Origin of the sequence: Klebsiella sp. G-Nf4 (genome assembly GCF_002810615.1) — a bacterium.
Lineage (GTDB): Bacteria > Pseudomonadota > Gammaproteobacteria > Enterobacterales > Enterobacteriaceae > Klebsiella > Klebsiella variicola.
Window position 1 is genome coordinate 58,387 of the sequence record NZ_PION01000011.1, and the last position, 16,163, is coordinate 74,549.

16 protein-coding genes are annotated in these 16,163 nt (G+C 61.4%); 14 read left to right on the forward strand and 2 right to left on the reverse strand.

Translation table 11 applies throughout. The annotated features are described in order from the left end of the window. The first annotated feature begins 500 nt into the window (after window positions 1–500). A complete protein-coding gene (gene gspS, locus CWM57_RS20935; protein WP_064180730.1) occupies window positions 501–875 on the forward strand; it encodes a type II secretion system pilot lipoprotein GspS in 375 nt (124 codons plus the stop codon). A 39-nt stretch (window positions 876–914) separates the two neighbouring features. Here the strand turns inward: gspS and gspB are convergent, their stop codons facing one another. Continuing rightward, complete coding sequence (gspB, locus tag CWM57_RS20940) at window positions 915–1,472, reverse strand: type II secretion system assembly factor GspB (RefSeq protein WP_074386836.1); 558 nt, start codon at window positions 1,470–1,472, stop codon at window positions 915–917. 256 nt (window positions 1,473–1,728) lie between these two features. Then, window positions 1,729–5,037: a pullulanase-type alpha-1,6-glucosidase gene (pulA, locus tag CWM57_RS20945; protein WP_100676329.1), complete on the reverse strand. Its 3,309-nt coding sequence runs from the start codon at window positions 5,035–5,037 to the stop codon at window positions 1,729–1,731. Window positions 5,038–5,221: 184 nt separating this feature from the next. On the opposite strand from pulA, the gene CWM57_RS27875 reads away from it, so the two are divergent. From CWM57_RS27875 to CWM57_RS21005, 13 genes are read left to right on the forward strand one after another with little or no spacing between them, the layout of a single operon-like run. After that, window positions 5,222–5,359 (forward strand): hypothetical protein, encoded by a 138-nt coding sequence (locus tag CWM57_RS27875; RefSeq protein ID WP_004219434.1) that lies wholly within the window; start codon window positions 5,222–5,224, stop codon window positions 5,357–5,359. Further along, window positions 5,344–6,186: a type II secretion system protein GspC gene (gene gspC / locus CWM57_RS20950; RefSeq protein ID WP_100676330.1), complete on the forward strand. Its 843-nt coding sequence runs from the start codon at window positions 5,344–5,346 to the stop codon at window positions 6,184–6,186. Before CWM57_RS27875 ends, gspC begins: the two co-directional genes overlap by 16 nt. 9 nt (window positions 6,187–6,195) lie before the next feature. After that, window positions 6,196–8,169, forward strand: coding sequence for a GspD family T2SS secretin variant PulD (gene pulD / locus CWM57_RS20955; RefSeq protein ID WP_165784237.1), 1,974 nt, complete (start codon window positions 6,196–6,198; stop codon window positions 8,167–8,169). Beyond that, complete coding sequence (gspE, locus tag CWM57_RS20960; protein WP_074386840.1) at window positions 8,166–9,659, forward strand: type II secretion system ATPase GspE; 1,494 nt, start codon at window positions 8,166–8,168, stop codon at window positions 9,657–9,659. The genes pulD and gspE overlap by 4 nt, the downstream gene beginning before the upstream one ends. A gap of 1 nt (window position 9,660) precedes the next feature. Beyond that, window positions 9,661–10,875 carry a type II secretion system inner membrane protein GspF gene (gspF, locus tag CWM57_RS20965; RefSeq protein ID WP_100676331.1) on the forward strand — a complete coding sequence of 405 codons (1,215 nt, stop codon included), beginning with the start codon at window positions 9,661–9,663 and terminating at the stop codon, window positions 10,873–10,875. 20 nt (window positions 10,876–10,895) lie between these two features. Further along, window positions 10,896–11,318 (forward strand): type II secretion system major pseudopilin GspG, encoded by a 423-nt coding sequence (gspG, locus tag CWM57_RS20970; protein ID WP_002889054.1) that lies wholly within the window; start codon window positions 10,896–10,898, stop codon window positions 11,316–11,318. After that, window positions 11,318–11,833, forward strand: a complete 516-nt coding sequence (gene gspH / locus CWM57_RS20975; protein ID WP_100676332.1) for a type II secretion system minor pseudopilin GspH — start codon at window positions 11,318–11,320, stop codon at window positions 11,831–11,833. The genes gspG and gspH overlap by 1 nt, the downstream gene beginning before the upstream one ends. Next, on the forward strand, window positions 11,830–12,195 hold the full coding sequence (gene gspI, locus CWM57_RS20980; protein ID WP_004894160.1) for a type II secretion system minor pseudopilin GspI: 366 nt from the start codon (window positions 11,830–11,832) through the stop codon (window positions 12,193–12,195). Before gspH ends, gspI begins: the two co-directional genes overlap by 4 nt. After that, window positions 12,192–12,788, forward strand: coding sequence for a type II secretion system minor pseudopilin GspJ (gene gspJ / locus CWM57_RS20985; protein ID WP_074386843.1), 597 nt, complete (start codon window positions 12,192–12,194; stop codon window positions 12,786–12,788). The genes gspI and gspJ overlap by 4 nt, the downstream gene beginning before the upstream one ends. Beyond that, window positions 12,785–13,765, forward strand: a complete 981-nt coding sequence (gene gspK, locus CWM57_RS20990; RefSeq protein WP_100676333.1) for a type II secretion system minor pseudopilin GspK — start codon at window positions 12,785–12,787, stop codon at window positions 13,763–13,765. Before gspJ ends, gspK begins: the two co-directional genes overlap by 4 nt. Further along, complete coding sequence (gene gspL / locus CWM57_RS20995; protein ID WP_100676334.1) at window positions 13,758–14,954, forward strand: type II secretion system protein GspL; 1,197 nt, start codon at window positions 13,758–13,760, stop codon at window positions 14,952–14,954. The genes gspK and gspL overlap by 8 nt, the downstream gene beginning before the upstream one ends. Continuing rightward, entirely contained in the window at window positions 14,947–15,432 is a 486-nt protein-coding gene (locus tag CWM57_RS21000) for a type II secretion system protein M (RefSeq protein WP_074386845.1), read from the forward strand. The genes gspL and CWM57_RS21000 overlap by 8 nt, the downstream gene beginning before the upstream one ends. Continuing rightward, window positions 15,422–16,162 (forward strand): type II secretion system protein N, encoded by a 741-nt coding sequence (locus tag CWM57_RS21005; protein WP_074386846.1) that lies wholly within the window; start codon window positions 15,422–15,424, stop codon window positions 16,160–16,162. Before CWM57_RS21000 ends, CWM57_RS21005 begins: the two co-directional genes overlap by 11 nt. Window position 16,163 lies beyond the last annotated feature (1 nt).

Sequence of the window (16,163 nt, forward strand, 5' to 3'; positions counted from 1 at the left end):
CCAGGCTGCTTATCCTTCGGACGACAACCTGCTGGCAGGCAGGACATGCCGCCAGCCTTTCATGAGGTTGGTTTGCTTCGTTTTACATGATATTAACAATAAAAATTCACCATAAAATCATTATGTTAAACGCATCACCAGCAGAAATGGTCAGAACATAGCACGTAATGTTCAGGGCATACAGAATAGCACTAAAATGCGACATTCTTAACCAGCATTTTACCTCCTGCGCACGTAACAAGATGGGAAAGAGTATGTTTTTTAATAACATAAAAAATGACGTTCGCCATGATGCCAAACGCACTGGCATCATCTCCGGCTGAAAATATATTTCCCGGACGAAAGCATTTATTATTGAGAGAAGTAAAGGGGTTTAACTGATTTTCTGCTGATAAAAATGCGAGCCTGTTAACATTTATGCCGAATAATATTTTATGATGACACCAAGGGAATATTTGTTAAACTAGCGGCCAGTGATTCATTATTTTGATTACTCTACTATGCGCATTCCGTTTATATTTTCGCTTTGCGTGGTCGCCATGCTCTCTGGCTGCCAACAGAAACCCGCCTCTACGCTCAGCCCGGCCATCAGCAGCCAGGCGCAGCTGGAGCAGCTCTCGTCGGTAGCGGCCGGGACGCGCTATCTCAAGAATAAATGTAATCGTAGCGACCTGCCCGCCGATGAAACGATATATCAGGCAGCGGTGAATGTCGGCAAAGCGCGCGGATGGGGAAATATTGACGTAGCGACGTTAAGCCAAAATAGCGACCGGCTTTATCAACAACTTTTGCAGGACAGCACTCCGGAAGCCACACAGTGTAGTCAATTTAATCGCCAGCTCGCTCCCTTTATTGCCAGTTTGCGCAGCGACTAAGCAAAATATTCTCAACGCGCATATTATTGCGCGTGCCCCTTATTCCCCTTTCGGCTCCTCGTCAATTTTCCCGCCAGGCCAGTCATCCAGCGCCGCCAGGGTAAATGTAGTGCCGTTGAAGCTAAAAATCGTCACATCCTGCTGGATCTGCTCCACCACCAGATTGGGTAGCGGGGAATCGCCCTCCGACCACGCTTTGCCGTTTAACACAATGCTGCGCTTTTCCGGTAGCGAGGCGTAGACATGGGCGCTGTAGCGCAGGGGCGGCAGCGTATCGCTGTCCACTACCGGCGCCGCAGGTGCGCTGGGTTTTACCGCCGGCGACGGGTTTTTTGGCGCGGTCTCCCCGGCGGCGGTTAACGGCAGAAGCGCCGCATGGGCCACCGGCAAAGGCAGCGTTTGCGGCGGTGACGGATGGCGCCACTGCTCGCCGCCAAACCAGCCGAGCGCGATAAATAATCCGGCGTACAGCGGGATAATCCAGCCGGGGACCTGCACCATCCGGCCGCGGCTCACCGGCGCGTCTGCCTGCGCGGACGGCGGCTGATGCGCCACCAGCGGCGGGATGCCTCTTTCACTATCATCACGAACAATCACAACCGTCTCCTGTTCCCTCACGGTGCAGAGAAGGCGCCCTTACGGGCGCCCCAGACTGCTGACAAAGTGCAATCTTCAGGGATTGCCCGGCGGCGCTACGCTTGCGCGGGCCTACAGATAACTGCATAACTGTTTGATATTGCAATCTTTCGTAGGCCGGGTAAGGCGAAAGCCGCTACCCGGCAGAAAGGCGAGCACAATAACGAAACAGGTTTGTCATCAGCCAGAGGCGCCCTAACGGGCACCCCACGTCACCTTATTTACTGCTCACCGGCAGGCCAGCGCCCTGCGATTCGCCCTGCGGCAGCTCGAGGACCGCTACCGACCAGGCTGGCAGCGTGACCGAGCCGTCAGCGGCAACCTGCACGCCGCTCGCCAGCGAATGGTCGCCTGCCGCCTGCTGGATGGCGCTCAGCTGCAGCGATGTGCCGGCGAAGTCCTGTAGCGTCCGGCTTTCCGGTGCGGCGTTGATCGCCACCACGATGCCGTCGACACGGCTGTCCAGACTGGCGCCAGCCTGCATCCCGTCATCGATGGTCATCACCAGCAGACCCGTCTGCTGATCGGCGCCGGTGTTGCGGAAGTCCACGCGCTTCATCACCGTCGCGCCGTCACCGAGGGTAAACAGCGGAGACGATTTACGCAGCGCGGTCAGCTCCTGATAAAACGCGGTCATCTGCTTGAGCTCCGTTTCACCCGGAGTAGCCACCGCATCTTTCACCCGGGCGATGATGTCATAGTTGCTGCCATCATCGCTGCTGCGCGGCATACCCACGTTGTAGTTGTTGTCCTGCAGGGAGTAATCCACGCGGTTAAACCAGTCACCGGAATCATACGAATCACGAGTAAAAGATTTAGAGCGCAACAGCTCCGAGCCCTGCTGGTCAAAGGCGATCCCCTGGCCCAGCATCACGGTCGCCAGCGACACCGCCTGCATCCGGACGCGGGTATCGAGATCCGCCTCCTGAGTAGCTTTGTAGCTGATCATGTCCCACAGCGTTTGGTTGTCGTGTTTTGACACATAGTTCACGACTTCCGTCGGGTCAGCCGCATAGCCGCCAGGCGCGCCGTTATAGTCAATCTCGCTGCCTTTCTTCACCGCGCCGTCTTTGTCGATCAGCACGAAGTCCGCAAGGTTACCGGCCATGCCCAGACGGGTCAGATCGGCGAGGTGGCGCGCCTGATCGTCGGTCATGCTGGTCAGCTCATTCGGCAGAACGCCGGCGCCGCTGCCCACCCCCTGATTCTGGCGCAATGCATCGCCGGAATCGAACGGCCCGCCGCCGCGCACGGCGTCACGCAGACGATCGGAGAACGTGCCGATCCCGGTGCCTTTCAGATTGATTTGCGAGGCAATTTCAAAGCGATCGCTCTGGTTGGAATCCCAGCCTTCACCAAAGAAGTAAATGTCCGGGTTCAGCGCCTTAATACGCTCCCAGGCCGAGAGGATCTGTGCTTTCGGGTGGTAGCCCATCAGGTCGAAGCGGAAGCCATCGATCTTATAATCGGTGGTCCATACCGCCAGTGAATCGGCGATAAGCTTGGCGAACATCCGGTGCTCTGGCGCCGAGTCGGAGCAACAGGTGGCCGATTCCACGCTGCCGGTGGTTTCATTCAGGCGCTGATAGTACCAGGGGACGATCTTATCCAGCACCGAGGTGCGGTCAGTCGGGCCAGCGGCGTTGGTGTGGTTATACACCACGTCCATGATGACGTTCATCCCCAGATCCTGCTTGATCGCCTGAATCATGGTGCGGAACTCTTTAATACGCGCCGTGCCTTCCGGATCGGTGGCATAGGATCCTTCCGGCACCGTGTAGTGGAACGGATCGTAGCCCCAGTTATAGGAGTCGGTCTGCGCCACCAGCGTGTTCAACGCCTGCACCTGCGGGTTATCCTTGCTGTCGTTTTGCTTCAGCTGAGTCAACACCTCTTCGACCGTCGAACCGCTGTCGCAATAGCCCGCGAACTCGCTGCTCTTCACCGCGCTGTTGATTTCGCACAGGCGACTGAACGGCTGCTGAATATCGGCGACTTTGTCGCTGAACTCATTGACCGTGGCCAGATCGAAGACCGGCAGCAGCTCAATATGGGTCACACCCGAGGCCGACAGCTGTTTCAGATGCTGGACCATATTGCTGTCCTGGGCGGTGAGCGCCAGATATTTACCGCGCAGTTCAGCGGGAACGGTTTGATCCCAGGCGGACAGGTCGCGAATATGCGATTCGTGGATCGTCATTTTCGCCAGGTCGGCTTTGGTTTTCTGCGCGTGTGGCATCGTCAGCCCGTCCCAGCCTTCCGGCTTCAGCGCACTGTCGTTCAGATCGACCACCTGGCTGTACTCTGAGTTGGTCGACAAACTGTGGGCGTAGGGATCGGTTACTTCGTACTGCTCGACTTTACGCGACTGCGGGTGGTAGACCGTCATCGCGTAGCGGTAGAACGCGCCCTTCAGGTCGCTCCCGCCCTGCCAGGACCAGGCGCCGGAGGCGCTGTCGCGGGTCATCGGATGGCTGGCCACCACCTTCTTGTCGGCGCTGTAGACCACCAGTTCAACCTGCTGCGCCGTAGGTGCCCAGACGCGGAAGGTCACGCCGCTATCGGTTAGCTGGGCGCCATAGCTCAGCGCCTCGGCGGCGGCGGCATAGGTATCGTCCAGCACGCCAGCGGTCTGCACCTGGGTGGCGGAGCTCAGGATCCCATCGCTTTCCGCAGATATCGCCACCGCCTCGCCCTGCAGCAATTCATCGACGTTGACATCATCCGGCAGCTTAAAGGCAGGATAGCTGGCGAGATGCGGGAAGCGCATGCTCACCTGCTGGCTGACAGTGGTGGGGGTCAGCTTGACATACTTATCGGTAAATTCGCCGTTACTGTCGGCGGCCACCTTAGTGCTGTGGCTGTAATAGAGGCGCACAATGGGTTTATTTTCCCCGCCCGGCCACAGCAGGGTGGTCTTATCGACCCAGTGCGCATCGGCCAGCGCCACGCCAAAGGCGGCGCGGAAGGCGTCGGCGCGGGAGTCATAGACCGCGCTGTTGCCGGCGATGACCGATACCGTCCGATCGGTGAAATCGCCAAAAGAGACGCGCAGGTCGCTGTCGATCAGCTTATTGGTGCCATCGCGCACGATAACGTTGATACATCCGCTCTCTTTAGTCAGCGGGATCACCCAGTAAGGGCCATATTTGTCGCTGCCGGTCGGCGTGGTGCTGACATCATTCCAGTCCGCCACCGGCGCGCTCAGCGCATCACAGGTTTCGTTATTCCACAGATAGAGGTTTTTAGTCGCATAGTCGGCCGGCGTACTGCTGGTGATGCCGGCGATATCGACAAGGTGAATGACAGCCTGGTTGGCGGAAGCCTGCACCGCTTCGCCAGGGACGGCAACGTCCGGTAAGCGGACGACCACATCCTGCGGGTCGGGCGTGCCGGGAGTACCTGGGTTGCCAGGATTGCCTGGTGAACCCGGTGAGCCAGAGGGTGAAGAGGAAGAGCTGTTATCACAGCCACTCAATAATACTAACGATCCAAGAAATAGGGCATGACAGGTATATCTGAGCATTCGATAGTCCCTAATATGCTTATTAAATTATAAAAGGTAAGAAAGGATGAATATCTTTACAGCGCGCTAATTAGATATTTTTGCTTTCCGGGGCGCAATCATCCCCCACAAATGAGAGGGGGGCGTAGGAAGCCGGGGGAGTAAATCAATAAAGGGAATGACGACCCGAAACCGCAAACTGATTATGATTCGCCACGCTTATCGCCACTCTCCGGCAATAAATAATTCAAAAGCCAATAATCACCTACCTGTTTCGGTAGGGTATTACGCCAACGTGCAGAAAAATAAATTAGCAAAGGAATTAAAATGCCAGTTTCTGTGATGGGGTTAACAAATATAAATAAAAGGATAATTAAATTATTACCACAAATTGTGACGCTCATCATATTAATAACCGCTATCCCCCAGTTGGCGAAATTAACCTGGCGCGTGGTATTCCCTGTCAGTCCTGAGGATATTTCCGCCCTGCCATTAACCGCTTCTCCAATGGCGGAGCCGGAATTAAAAACCGAACGGCCCGTATTTACCCTGTTTGGGCTGGCGGCAAAAAACAGCCCTGCGCCAACGGATGCAACCCACCTCAATCAGGTGCCGGTTTCCAGCCTGAAACTACGCCTTACGGGTCTGCTCGCCAGCAGTAACCCGGCGCGATCCATCGCCATTATAGAAAAAGGAAATCAGCAGGTTAGCCTTAGCGTCGGCGATACTGTCCCGGGGTACGATGCGCGGATCGTCACCATTCTTCCCGACCGGATCATCGTTAACTATCAGGGACGCAAAGAGGCCATTTTGTTATTTAACGATACCCGCGCGCCGTCGTCATCGCCCGCTACAGCGGCCACTCCGCCTCTTGTGAAGCGACTCCGCGAACAGCCGCAAAATATCCTCACTTATTTATCTATTTCGCCGGTGCTCAGTGGCGACAAACTGCAGGGCTATCGCCTTAACCCAGGCAAAGACGCCACGCTATTTCGTCAGTCCGGCCTGCAGGAAAATGATTTAGCCATTGCCCTAAATGGCATTGATTTACGCGATCAGGCGCAAGCACAGCAGGCGCTGCAACACCTGAATGAACAGACCGAAATAACGCTGACCGTTGAGCGAGAAGGTCAACGACACGATATCGCTTTCGCGCTGGGGGATGAATAATTGCCAACCATAAAACGACTGCGGAAAATGCTGACTGCGCTGCTGATATTAACGCCGCTGCTATTTCGCCCGGCCATCGCAGAAGAATTTTCCGCCAGCTTTAAAGGCACCGATATCCAGGAATTTATCAATACCGTCAGCAAAAACCTGAATAAAACGGTGATTATCGATCCCAGCGTACGCGGCACCATTACCGTACGCAGTTACGATATGCTCAATGAAGAGCAATATTATCAATTCTTCCTTAGCGTGCTGGATGTGTATGGCTTCGCCGTGATCAATATGAATAACGGCGTACTGAAGGTGGTGCGGGCTAAAGATGCGAAAACCTCGGCCGTCCCGGTCGCCAGCGAGGCTGCACCGGGCGAAGGCGATGAAGTGGTCACCCGGGTGGTGCCCCTGACCAACGTCGCCGCCCGCGATCTCGCCCCGCTGCTTCGTCAGCTGAACGATAACGCCGGCGCCGGCAGCGTGGTCCATTATGAGCCCTCCAACGTGCTGCTGATGACCGGCCGCGCAGCGGTCATCAAACGCCTGCTGACCATTGTCGAGCGCGTCGACAACGCCGGGGATCGCAGCGTGGTGACCGTTCCCCTCTCCTGGGCCTCCGCCGCGGAGGTGGTCAAGCTGGTTACCGAGCTCAATAAAGACAGCAGCAAGTCGGCGCTGCCGGGCTCGATGGTGGCGAACGTGGTGGCCGATGAGCGCACCAACGCGGTACTGGTCAGCGGCGAGCCAAACTCGCGCCAGCGCATTATCGCCATGATCAAACAGCTCGACCGCCAGCAGGCGGTGCAGGGCAACACAAAAGTCATCTACCTGAAGTACGCCAAAGCCGCCGATCTGGTGGAGGTCCTGACCGGGATCAGCAGCTCGCTGCAGAACGATAAGCAAAGCGCCAAGCCGGTGGCCGCGATCGACAAAAATATCATTATCAAAGCCCACGGCCAGACCAACGCCCTGATCGTCACCGCGGCGCCGGACGTGATGAACGATCTTGAGCGGGTGATCGCCCAGCTCGATATCCGCCGCCCGCAGGTGCTGGTGGAGGCGATTATTGCCGAAGTACAGGATGCCGACGGCCTCAACCTCGGTATCCAGTGGGCCAATAAAAACGCTGGCATGACCCAGTTTACCAACAGCGGGCTGCCGATCTCCACGGTGATCGCCGGCGCCAACCAGTACAACAAAGACGGTACCGTCAGCAGCTCGCTGGCCAGCGCTCTGGGCTCGTTTAACGGTATCGCTGCCGGCTTCTATCAGGGGAACTGGGCGATGCTGCTCACCGCCCTCTCCAGCAGTACCAAGAACGATATTCTGGCCACCCCCAGCATCGTCACCCTCGACAACATGCAAGCCACCTTTAACGTCGGCCAGGAAGTTCCGGTATTAACCGGCTCGCAAACCACCTCCGGCGACAACATCTTTAATACCGTCGAGCGCAAAACCGTCGGCATTAAGCTGAAGGTGAAACCGCAGATTAACGAAGGCGATGCCGTGCTGCTGGAGATTGAGCAGGAGGTATCGAGCGTCGCCGACTCGGCCTCCAGCACCAGTAGCGATCTTGGCGCGACCTTCAATACCCGGACGGTGAATAACGCCGTGCTGGTCGGCAGCGGTGAAACGGTGGTGGTTGGTGGGCTGCTGGATAAAAGCGTCACCGATACCGCCGACAAAGTGCCGCTGCTCGGCGACATCCCGGTGATCGGCGCCCTGTTCCGCTCCGAGAGCAAGAAAGTGTCGAAACGCAACCTGATGTTGTTTATCCGCCCAACCATCATTCGCGATCGCGATGAGTACCGTCAGGCCTCTTCCGGCCAGTACACCGCATTCGACAATGCGCAAACCAAACAGCGGGGCAAAGACAGCAGCGAAGCGACGCTCAGCAACGACCTGCTGCACATCTATCCAAAGCAGGAGACCCAGGCCTTCCGCCAGGTCAGCGCCGCCATTGACGCCTTTAACCTCGGAGGCCGACCATGACGCCAGCCGCCGAACGCCGTCCGCTGTTGCCCTTTGCCTGGGCCCGCGCGCACCATCTTGTGCTGCTCAGCGACGGCGAACGCTGCGAAGCGCTGTGCCGCGCTGATACCGCCGCCCGGGCGCTGCTGGAAGCGCGTCGCCTGGCAGACGGCCCGATGAGCGTCAGCCGTCTGGCGCCGGACGCGTTCGAGAAAGTGCTGGTGCTCAGCTATCAGCGCGACTCGGCGGAAGCGCACCGCATGATGGCCGATATCGGCAATGAGCTCGACCTCTATACCCTCGCCGAAGAGCTGCCGGACACCGACGATCTGCTCGACAGCGAGGACGACGCGCCGATCATCCGCCTGATCAACGCCATGCTCACCGAGGCCATCAAAGAGAAAGCCTCGGATATCCATATCGAAACCTATGAGCGCCATCTGCAGATCCGCTTTCGCGTCGACGGCGTGCTGCGCGAAATCCTGCGCCCGCAGCGGCGGCTGGCCGCGCTGTTAATTTCGCGTATCAAGGTGATGGCCAGCCTGGATATCGCTGAAAAACGGATCCCTCAGGATGGTCGGATGGCGCTGCGCATCGGCGGACGGGCGATCGACGTCCGCGTCTCCACCCTGCCCTCCAGCCACGGCGAACGCGTCGTCTTGCGCCTGCTGGACAAAAACAGCGTCAACCTGGATCTGCTGACGCTGGGCATGCCCCCGGCCCTGCTCGATCGGGTCGACGCGCTGATCGCCCGGCCACACGGCATTATTCTGGTCACCGGGCCGACCGGGTCGGGGAAAAGCACTACCCTGTATGCCGCCCTCAGCCGTCTCGACGCCCACGAACGCAATATCATGACCATTGAAGATCCGGTGGAGTATGAGCTGGAGGGCATCGGCCAGACTCAGGTCAACGCCAAAGTCGATATGACTTTCGCCCGCGGCCTGCGCGCCATACTGCGCCAGGATCCGGATGTGGTACTGGTGGGAGAAATCCGCGATGGCGAAACCGCCCAGATCGCCGTTCAGGCCTCGCTGACCGGGCACCTGGTGCTGTCGACCCTGCACACCAACAGCGCGCTGGGCGCCATTTCCCGTCTGCAGGATATGGGCGTGGAACCTTTTTTACTCTCCACGTCGCTGCTGGCGGTGATGTCGCAGCGGCTGGTGCGCCAACTGTGCCCGCACTGCCGTCAACCCAGGCAGGCGGATGCCGACACCGCCCGGCAGATGGAGGTTCCGGTCGGCACGCCGCTATGGCAGCCAAGAGGCTGCGCGGAGTGTAATTTCATCGGCTATCGCGGACGCACCGGTATTCATGAACTGCTGCTGATTGACGACCGCGTCCGTGCCGCTATCCACCGCGGCGAGAATGAGATCACCCTGATCCAGCAGCTGGGGCCAGCCTGGCAGACCCTGCGTCATGCCGGACGCGACAAAGCGCTGGCGGGGATCACCAGCTGGGAGGAGGTGATGCGGGTCACCGAACAGCAAACGACGGAAAGCCTCTGAGATGGCCCTGTTTCGCTATCAGGCGCTGGACCCGCAGGGCAAAACCCGCCGCGGCGTTCAGCAGGCCGACTCCGCCCGCCACGCCCGCCAGTTGCTGCGGGACAACGGCTGGCTGGCGCTGGAAGTGACCGCCGCCGACCCGGCGCGCCGGCTGTGGCGCAGCGGATCCCTCACCCGGCGTACCAGCGCCGGTGATTTAGCCCTGCTCACCCGCCAGCTGGCCACCCTGGTCGCCGCCGGGATCCCGCTGGAAAAGGCGCTCGACGCCGTCGCCCAGCAGTGCGAAAAGGCGCCGCTGAGAACGTTAATGGCCGGGGTGCGCAGCAAAGTACTCGAAGGCCATTCGCTGGCGGAGGCGATGCGCGGCTATCCCGCCTGCTTCGACGGGCTGTTCTGCGCTATGGTGGCGGCTGGCGAAACCTCCGGCCATCTCGACGGCGTGCTTAACCGGCTGGCGGACTATACCGAGCAGCGCCAGCAGCTTCGCGCCCGCCTGCTGCAGGCAATGATCTATCCCATCGTGCTAACGCTGGTCGCCATCAGCGTGATCGCCATTCTGCTCTCCACTGTGGTCCCGAAAGTCGTTGAGCAGTTTGTTCATCTGAAACAGGCCCTGCCGTTCTCCACCCGGCTGCTGATGAGCCTGAGCGATATCGTGCGCAGCGCGGGGCCCTGGCTGGTGCTGCTGTCGCTACTGGCGCTGCTGACGCTGCGTTATCTGCTGCGCCAGCCCGCCCGGCGGCTCGCCTGGGACCGGATGCTGCTGCGCCTGCCGGTCATCGGACGCGTGGCGCGCAGCGTGAACAGCGCGCGCTACGCCCGCACCTTAAGCATTCTCAATGCCAGCGCGGTGCCGCTACTGCTGTCGATGCGCATCAGCGCCGGCGTCCTCAGCAACGCCTGGGCGCGCAGCCAGCTGGAGACGGCCAGCGAATCGGTACGCGAAGGCGTCAGTCTGCATCGCGCGCTGGAATCCACCGCCCTGTTCCCGCCGATGATGCGCTACATGATCGCCAGCGGCGAGCAGAGCGGCGAGTTGACCGCGATGCTGGAGCGCGCGGCGGAGAACCAGGACCGGGAGCTGAGCGCGCAGATCCAGATGGCCCTCAGTCTGTTTGAACCCCTGCTGGTGGTCACCATGGCCGGCATGGTGCTGTTTATCGTGCTGGCTATCCTGCAGCCGATCCTGCAACTGAACACCCTTATGAGTATGTAACTGTATTAATGGAGAAAACTATGCAACGGCAACGCGGTTTCACGTTACTGGAAATTATGGTGGTGATCGTCATTCTCGGCATTCTCGCCAGCCTGGTGGTGCCTAACCTGATGGGCAACAAGGAGAAAGCGGACCGCCAGAAAGTCGTCAGCGATCTGGTGGCGCTCGAGGGGGCGCTGGATATGTATAAACTGGACAACAGCCGCTACCCCAACACCGAGCAGGGACTGCAGGCGCTGGTGACCGCCCCGGCCGCCGAGCCGCACGCCCGCAACTACCCGGAAGGCGGCTATATCCGCCGTCTGCCGCAGGATCCGTGGGGAAATGAGTATCAGCTGTTAAGCCCGGGTCAGCATGGCGCCATCGACGTCTTCAGCGTCGGTCCGGACGGGATGCCCGATACCAATGACGACATCGGCAACTGGACCCTCGGGAAGAAATAGTGTCTCAGCGCGGTTTCACGCTCCTTGAGATGATGCTGGTCCTGCTGCTGATAGGCGTCAGCGCCAGCATGGTGCTGCTGGCGTTTCCCTCCGCCCGCACCCAGGAGGCCACGCAGATCCTGGCGCGCTTTCAGGCGCAGCTGGATTTTGTCCGCGAGCGCGGGCAGCAAACCGGTCAGCTCTTCGGCATCGTCATCCACCCCGACCGCTGGCAGTTTATGCGCCTGCAGCCTGCCGACGAAGACGCTCCGGCGGCGGCTGATGACCGCTGGGGCAACGCGCAGTGGCTGCCACTGCAGGCCGGACGCGTCACCACGGCGGAAACCCTCCCCCGGGCCAGGCTGACGCTGCGCTTTCCCGACGGCCAGGCGTGGACACCGGGCGAGCAGCCCGACGTACTTATTTTTCCCGGCGGCGAAGTCACGCCGTTTCAGTTGCGAATTGACACCGCGACGGGCATCAACATCGACGCCCAGGGTGACAGCCAGCCGCTGGCGGCGCGGGAGCAGCCATGAAACGCCAGGCCGGGATGACGCTTATCGAAGTGATGGTCGCGCTGGTGATTTTCGCGCTCGCTGGCCTGGCGGTGATGCAGTCCACCCTGCAGCAGACGCGCCAGCTTGGGCGTATGGAAGAGAAAATCCTCGCCAGCTGGCTGGCGGATAATCAGCTGGTACAGCTGCGGCTGGAGAAACGCTGGCCCGCCCTCAGCTGGTCCGAAACCACTGTGGAAGCCGCCGGAACGCGCTGGTTTGTCCGCTGGCAGGGGGTAGAAACCGCGCTGCCGCAGCTGCGGGCGCTGGACGTGGAGGTCCGGCGGCAAAAAAGCGATCCCGCGCCGCTGGCAACCCTGCGCACCTGGGTGACGCCGCCATGATAACCAGGATGCGCGGTTTCACCCTGATTGAAACGTTGCTGGCGCTGGCTATCCTCGCCGTCCTTAGCGCCGCCGCCGTGATGGTACTGCAGAACGTCATCCGCGCCGATGGCCTGACCCGCGAGAAGAGCCAGCAGATCGCCGCCCTCCAGCGCGCCTTTCGCCAGATCGCCGACGATGTCACGCACATCATTCCCCGTCGCGCCAGAAACAGCGACACGCTTTTCTTCGCCGGACGTTTCCAGTTGCAGAGCGACGACTGGGGGCTGGCCTTCAGCCGCAGCGGCTGGCCGAACCCGCTGGGGATCCTCCCGCGCTCGGAGATCCAGAACGTCAGCTACCGTCTGCGCCAGCAGCAGCTTGAGCGACTGAGCTTCGATCAGCAGGATCCGCTGACCGGCAGCCAGCCGACGGTTCGGGTGGTATTGCGCGAGGTGACGGCGTTTCGCCTGCGGTTCTACGCTGACGGACGCTGGCAGGAGACCTGGGATCGCTCGCAGACGCTGCCGCAGGGGCTGGAGATCACCCTGACGCTGGCGAAAAGCGGGGAGATAACCCGCCTGTTTTTACTCACCCCGGGAGGCAGCCAGTGAAAAATCGGCAACGCGGCGTCGCGCTCCTGATGGTGCTGTTCATCCTCGCCCTGATGATGATCCTCGCCAGCGCCATGACCGAACGCACCGCGGTCATGTATCAGCATACCGCCGTGACCCTCGATAATCTGCAGGCCAGATGGTACGCCCTGGCGGCGGAAAACATGGCCGCCGCGCTCCTGCAACGCGACGCGCTGGACTCACCCAGTCAAACGAACCTGGCGCAAAGCTGGGCGCAGGAGGGGCGCCGCTTTACCCTCGACGATGGCGAAATCCTCGCCACGATCCGCGACGGGCACGCCTGCTTTAACCTCAATGCCATCAACCATCGCGCGGATGAAACCAGCGGCGGAACGCCCTACCCGACCGACGTCTTCGTCCGGCTGCTGGCGCTGCTCGGCGAATCGCCGCTGCGCGCCAGCCAGATCGCCGCCGCCCTTGGCGACTGGACGGACAGCGACGGCCAGCCGCGGCTGAACGGAGCAGAGGATGAGGTCTATATGGCGCAAACCCCGGGCTATCTCGCCGCCAACCAGCCGATGCAGGATGTCAGCGAGCTGCGCCTGCTGGCGGGTATGGACGCCGCGCTCTATCAGCGCCTGCTCCCCTTCGTCTGCGTCCAGCCGGATGACGCGCTGCAGGTCAATGTCAACACCCTGCGGCCCTCCCAGGCCGCTCTGCTGGTGGCCCTCTTTCCCGGCGAGCTGACGCTGCAGGAGGCGCAACAGCTGCTGCACAACCGCCCGCGAACCGGCTGGAGCAGCGTCGCTGCGTTTCTCGCGCAGCCGACGCTGCAGAAAACCGATACCACGCTTGCCCGCCCCTGGCTGACGGTGCACAGCACGCGCTTTATCGCCGCCTTTACCGTGGTGACCGGCAATCTTCGCTTTCAGCTGCACAGCGTCCTGCAACAGGAGGGGCGCACGTTTACCGTCGTCCAGCGGCGATATGGACTCTCTATGGTGGTCGATGAATAAGTTTAACGCTTCTCCCCAGGCCATGCTGATCGTGCGCTTCGCCCCCGGGCAGGCTCCGCTGCACTGGCAACTCTTCGCCCCCGGCGAGCCGCACCACGAGGCCAGCGGCCGGTGGCCGGCTGACGACGCCAGCCCTTTCCCGGCGCTGGCGGCGCACTACCCCGCCTGGGTGCTGATCCCGGCCAGCGACTGCGCGTTTCACTCGCTCACCCTGCCGGCGGGCTTGCGTAAACCGCCGCTGCAGGTCGCCCCATTCCTGCTGGAAGAGCAGCTGGCCGACGATGTCGAAGCCACCCATTTTGCCCTGCTCCACCGCCAGCAGGCGCAGTGCGAGATCGTCGCCGTACAGCGGCAAAAAATGCGCGACTGGCTGGCCCGCTGCGAGTCGCTCTCCCTTCGGCCCCTGGCGTTGACGCCCGAGGTGCTGGCCCTGCCCTGGCATCCGCCCGCGTGGAGCGCGGTGCAGGTAGACGAGCAGTGGCTGATCCGCCACCAGCCGTGGGGCGGCATGGCGGCGGAAAACGTCTGGCTGACGGAGCTGCTGCAGAGCGAGGCGGAAGAGCAAGTCATCGACAGCTATTCACCGCCGCCCGCAGCGCCGGGCGTCTGGCGGGCGCAACCTGCGCAGACATTGCTGACCCTTGCCGCACGCCATCCGGCAGCGCAGAAGCTCAGTCTGCTGCAGGGGGAATTCGCCGTCCGTCGGCGGCGGCCTGCACAGGCGACCTGGCGTTCGGCGCAGTATGCCGCGCTGGCTCTGGCGTTACTGGTGGGGACAAACAGCGTGCTGGGCCATCTCGATCTGGCGCGCCAGGCCGAGGCGGCGCAGCAGGCCAGCCGGGCTTTCTATCATCGCTGGTTTCCGACGGAGAAAAAGGTGATTAATCCGCGACTGCAGATGCAGCAACACCTGCAAACCCTCGCCCGTCAGGCGCAGCATGCCCCCCTCGTCGATCGCCTCAGCGCGCTGCAAAACATCCTCAGCGACACGCCGGGGATCCGCCTGCGGGCGCTGAGCTGGGATGCCGCGGGCAACCGTCTGCAGCTGGATATCGCCGCGGTCTCTTCCCGGGCGCTGGAGCAGTTCACCCAGCGGGCGCAGACACGGTTTCGCGTCCGGCCAGGCGACATGACCACGAAACCGGATGGCATTGAGGGACAACTGACGCTGGAGGAAAACAATGGCTAATCTGCTTATCTGGTGGCGGCAGCGCACGCCGTCCGAGCAGCGCCTGCTGCTCGGACTCGTGGGGCTGCTGGTGGTATGCGCCCTCTGGTACGGACTGTGGCAGCCCTGGCGAGCCCGTGAGGCGCAGTGGCGACAAACCCTGATGAAAGAGCAGGCCAGCCTGCGCTGGATGACGCAGCAGAGCCCGCGTCTGCAGCAGCTCAGCCAGCAGCCCACGCCGGTGGCAAAAGAGGCGCTCACCGCCCTGGTGATGCGCGAGGCGGCGAGCCACGGGCTGGCCGTCGCCCGCCTGCAGCCGCAGGGAAAACGTCTGCAGGTCACCCTCCAGCCCTGCACCTTCCAGGCGCTGATGGCGTGGCTCGACGCCCCGGCGATGCGCGGCGTCAACGCAGTCTCCTTGTCCGTGACCGGGCAGCCGTCGCGGCCCGGCTGGGTTACGGTCAACCATCTGCTGCTGGAGCGCGACGATGAAAGCTAAAGGGATCGCGGTGGCGCTGCTGCTGGCGCTCTATCTGCTGTGGCTGGCTGCTACCGCCCCGGCGCGCCTGCTGGTCCCGATGCTGCCGCCCGGCGTACAGGTGGGCAGCCTTAGCGGCAGCGTCTGGCGCGGCACAGCGCAGCCGGTCTACTGGCATGGCGAACGGCTTGAACGACTGGCGTGGTCGCTGACCCTGGCTGGCTGGCAGGTCTCTCTCAGCGATCCCCGCGGCGTGGAGGGGCAGGCCCGGCTGTGGGGCCTGCGCGATCTGCGCCTGCAGGACGGGCGGCTCACCGCCCCCGCCAGCCTGCTCAGCCGCTGGTTGATGTCGACCATGCCCGTCAGCGCCGAGGGAGAGGTCACTTTCAGCCTGGCCGAAGCGCACTTCAGCGAGGGGCGCTGCCGACAAATCACCGCCGGAGGCGCGCAGTGGCGTCAGGCCCGACTGCACTCCCCGGTCGGCAGCCTGGAGCTGGCCCAGGTTAATGGCACCTTCCGCTGTACGGCGGACGGCGCCGTGGCGCTGACCCTCCGCCAGGATTCTCATCAGCTGAGCCTCAGCGGCCAGGGGGCCCTGTCGCCCGATGGCCGCTATCTGTTTCGCGGTACGCTGCAGCCCCGGCAGGGGATGCCGCCCCTGCTGGCGCTGCTGGTCACGCGCCCCGCCGCTAAAAACGAGTCAGGCCGCACACCGTGGCAGATTCAGGGAAAATGGTTACACCAGGAGTAAA

Bases quoted from the DNA above. Each gene is read 5' to 3' on its own strand.
- gspS (WP_064180730.1), top strand. From the start codon at position 501: ATGCGCATTCCGTTTATATTTTCGCTTTGCGTGGTCGCCATGCTCTCT.
- pulA (WP_100676329.1), bottom strand. From the start codon at position 5,037: ATGCTCAGATATACCTGTCATGCCCTATTTCTTGGATCGTTAGTATTA.
- CWM57_RS27875 (WP_004219434.1), top strand. From the start codon at position 5,222: ATGATTCGCCACGCTTATCGCCACTCTCCGGCAATAAATAATTCAAAA.
- gspC (WP_100676330.1), top strand. From the start codon at position 5,344: ATGCCAGTTTCTGTGATGGGGTTAACAAATATAAATAAAAGGATAATT.
- gspE (WP_074386840.1), top strand. From the start codon at position 8,166: ATGACGCCAGCCGCCGAACGCCGTCCGCTGTTGCCCTTTGCCTGGGCC.
- gspF (WP_100676331.1), top strand. From the start codon at position 9,661: ATGGCCCTGTTTCGCTATCAGGCGCTGGACCCGCAGGGCAAAACCCGC.
- gspG (WP_002889054.1), top strand. From the start codon at position 10,896: ATGCAACGGCAACGCGGTTTCACGTTACTGGAAATTATGGTGGTGATC.
- gspI (WP_004894160.1), top strand. From the start codon at position 11,830: ATGAAACGCCAGGCCGGGATGACGCTTATCGAAGTGATGGTCGCGCTG.
- gspJ (WP_074386843.1), top strand. From the start codon at position 12,192: ATGATAACCAGGATGCGCGGTTTCACCCTGATTGAAACGTTGCTGGCG.
- gspL (WP_100676334.1), top strand. From the start codon at position 13,758: ATGAATAAGTTTAACGCTTCTCCCCAGGCCATGCTGATCGTGCGCTTC.
- CWM57_RS21000 (WP_074386845.1), top strand. From the start codon at position 14,947: ATGGCTAATCTGCTTATCTGGTGGCGGCAGCGCACGCCGTCCGAGCAG.
- CWM57_RS21005 (WP_074386846.1), top strand. From the start codon at position 15,422: ATGAAAGCTAAAGGGATCGCGGTGGCGCTGCTGCTGGCGCTCTATCTG.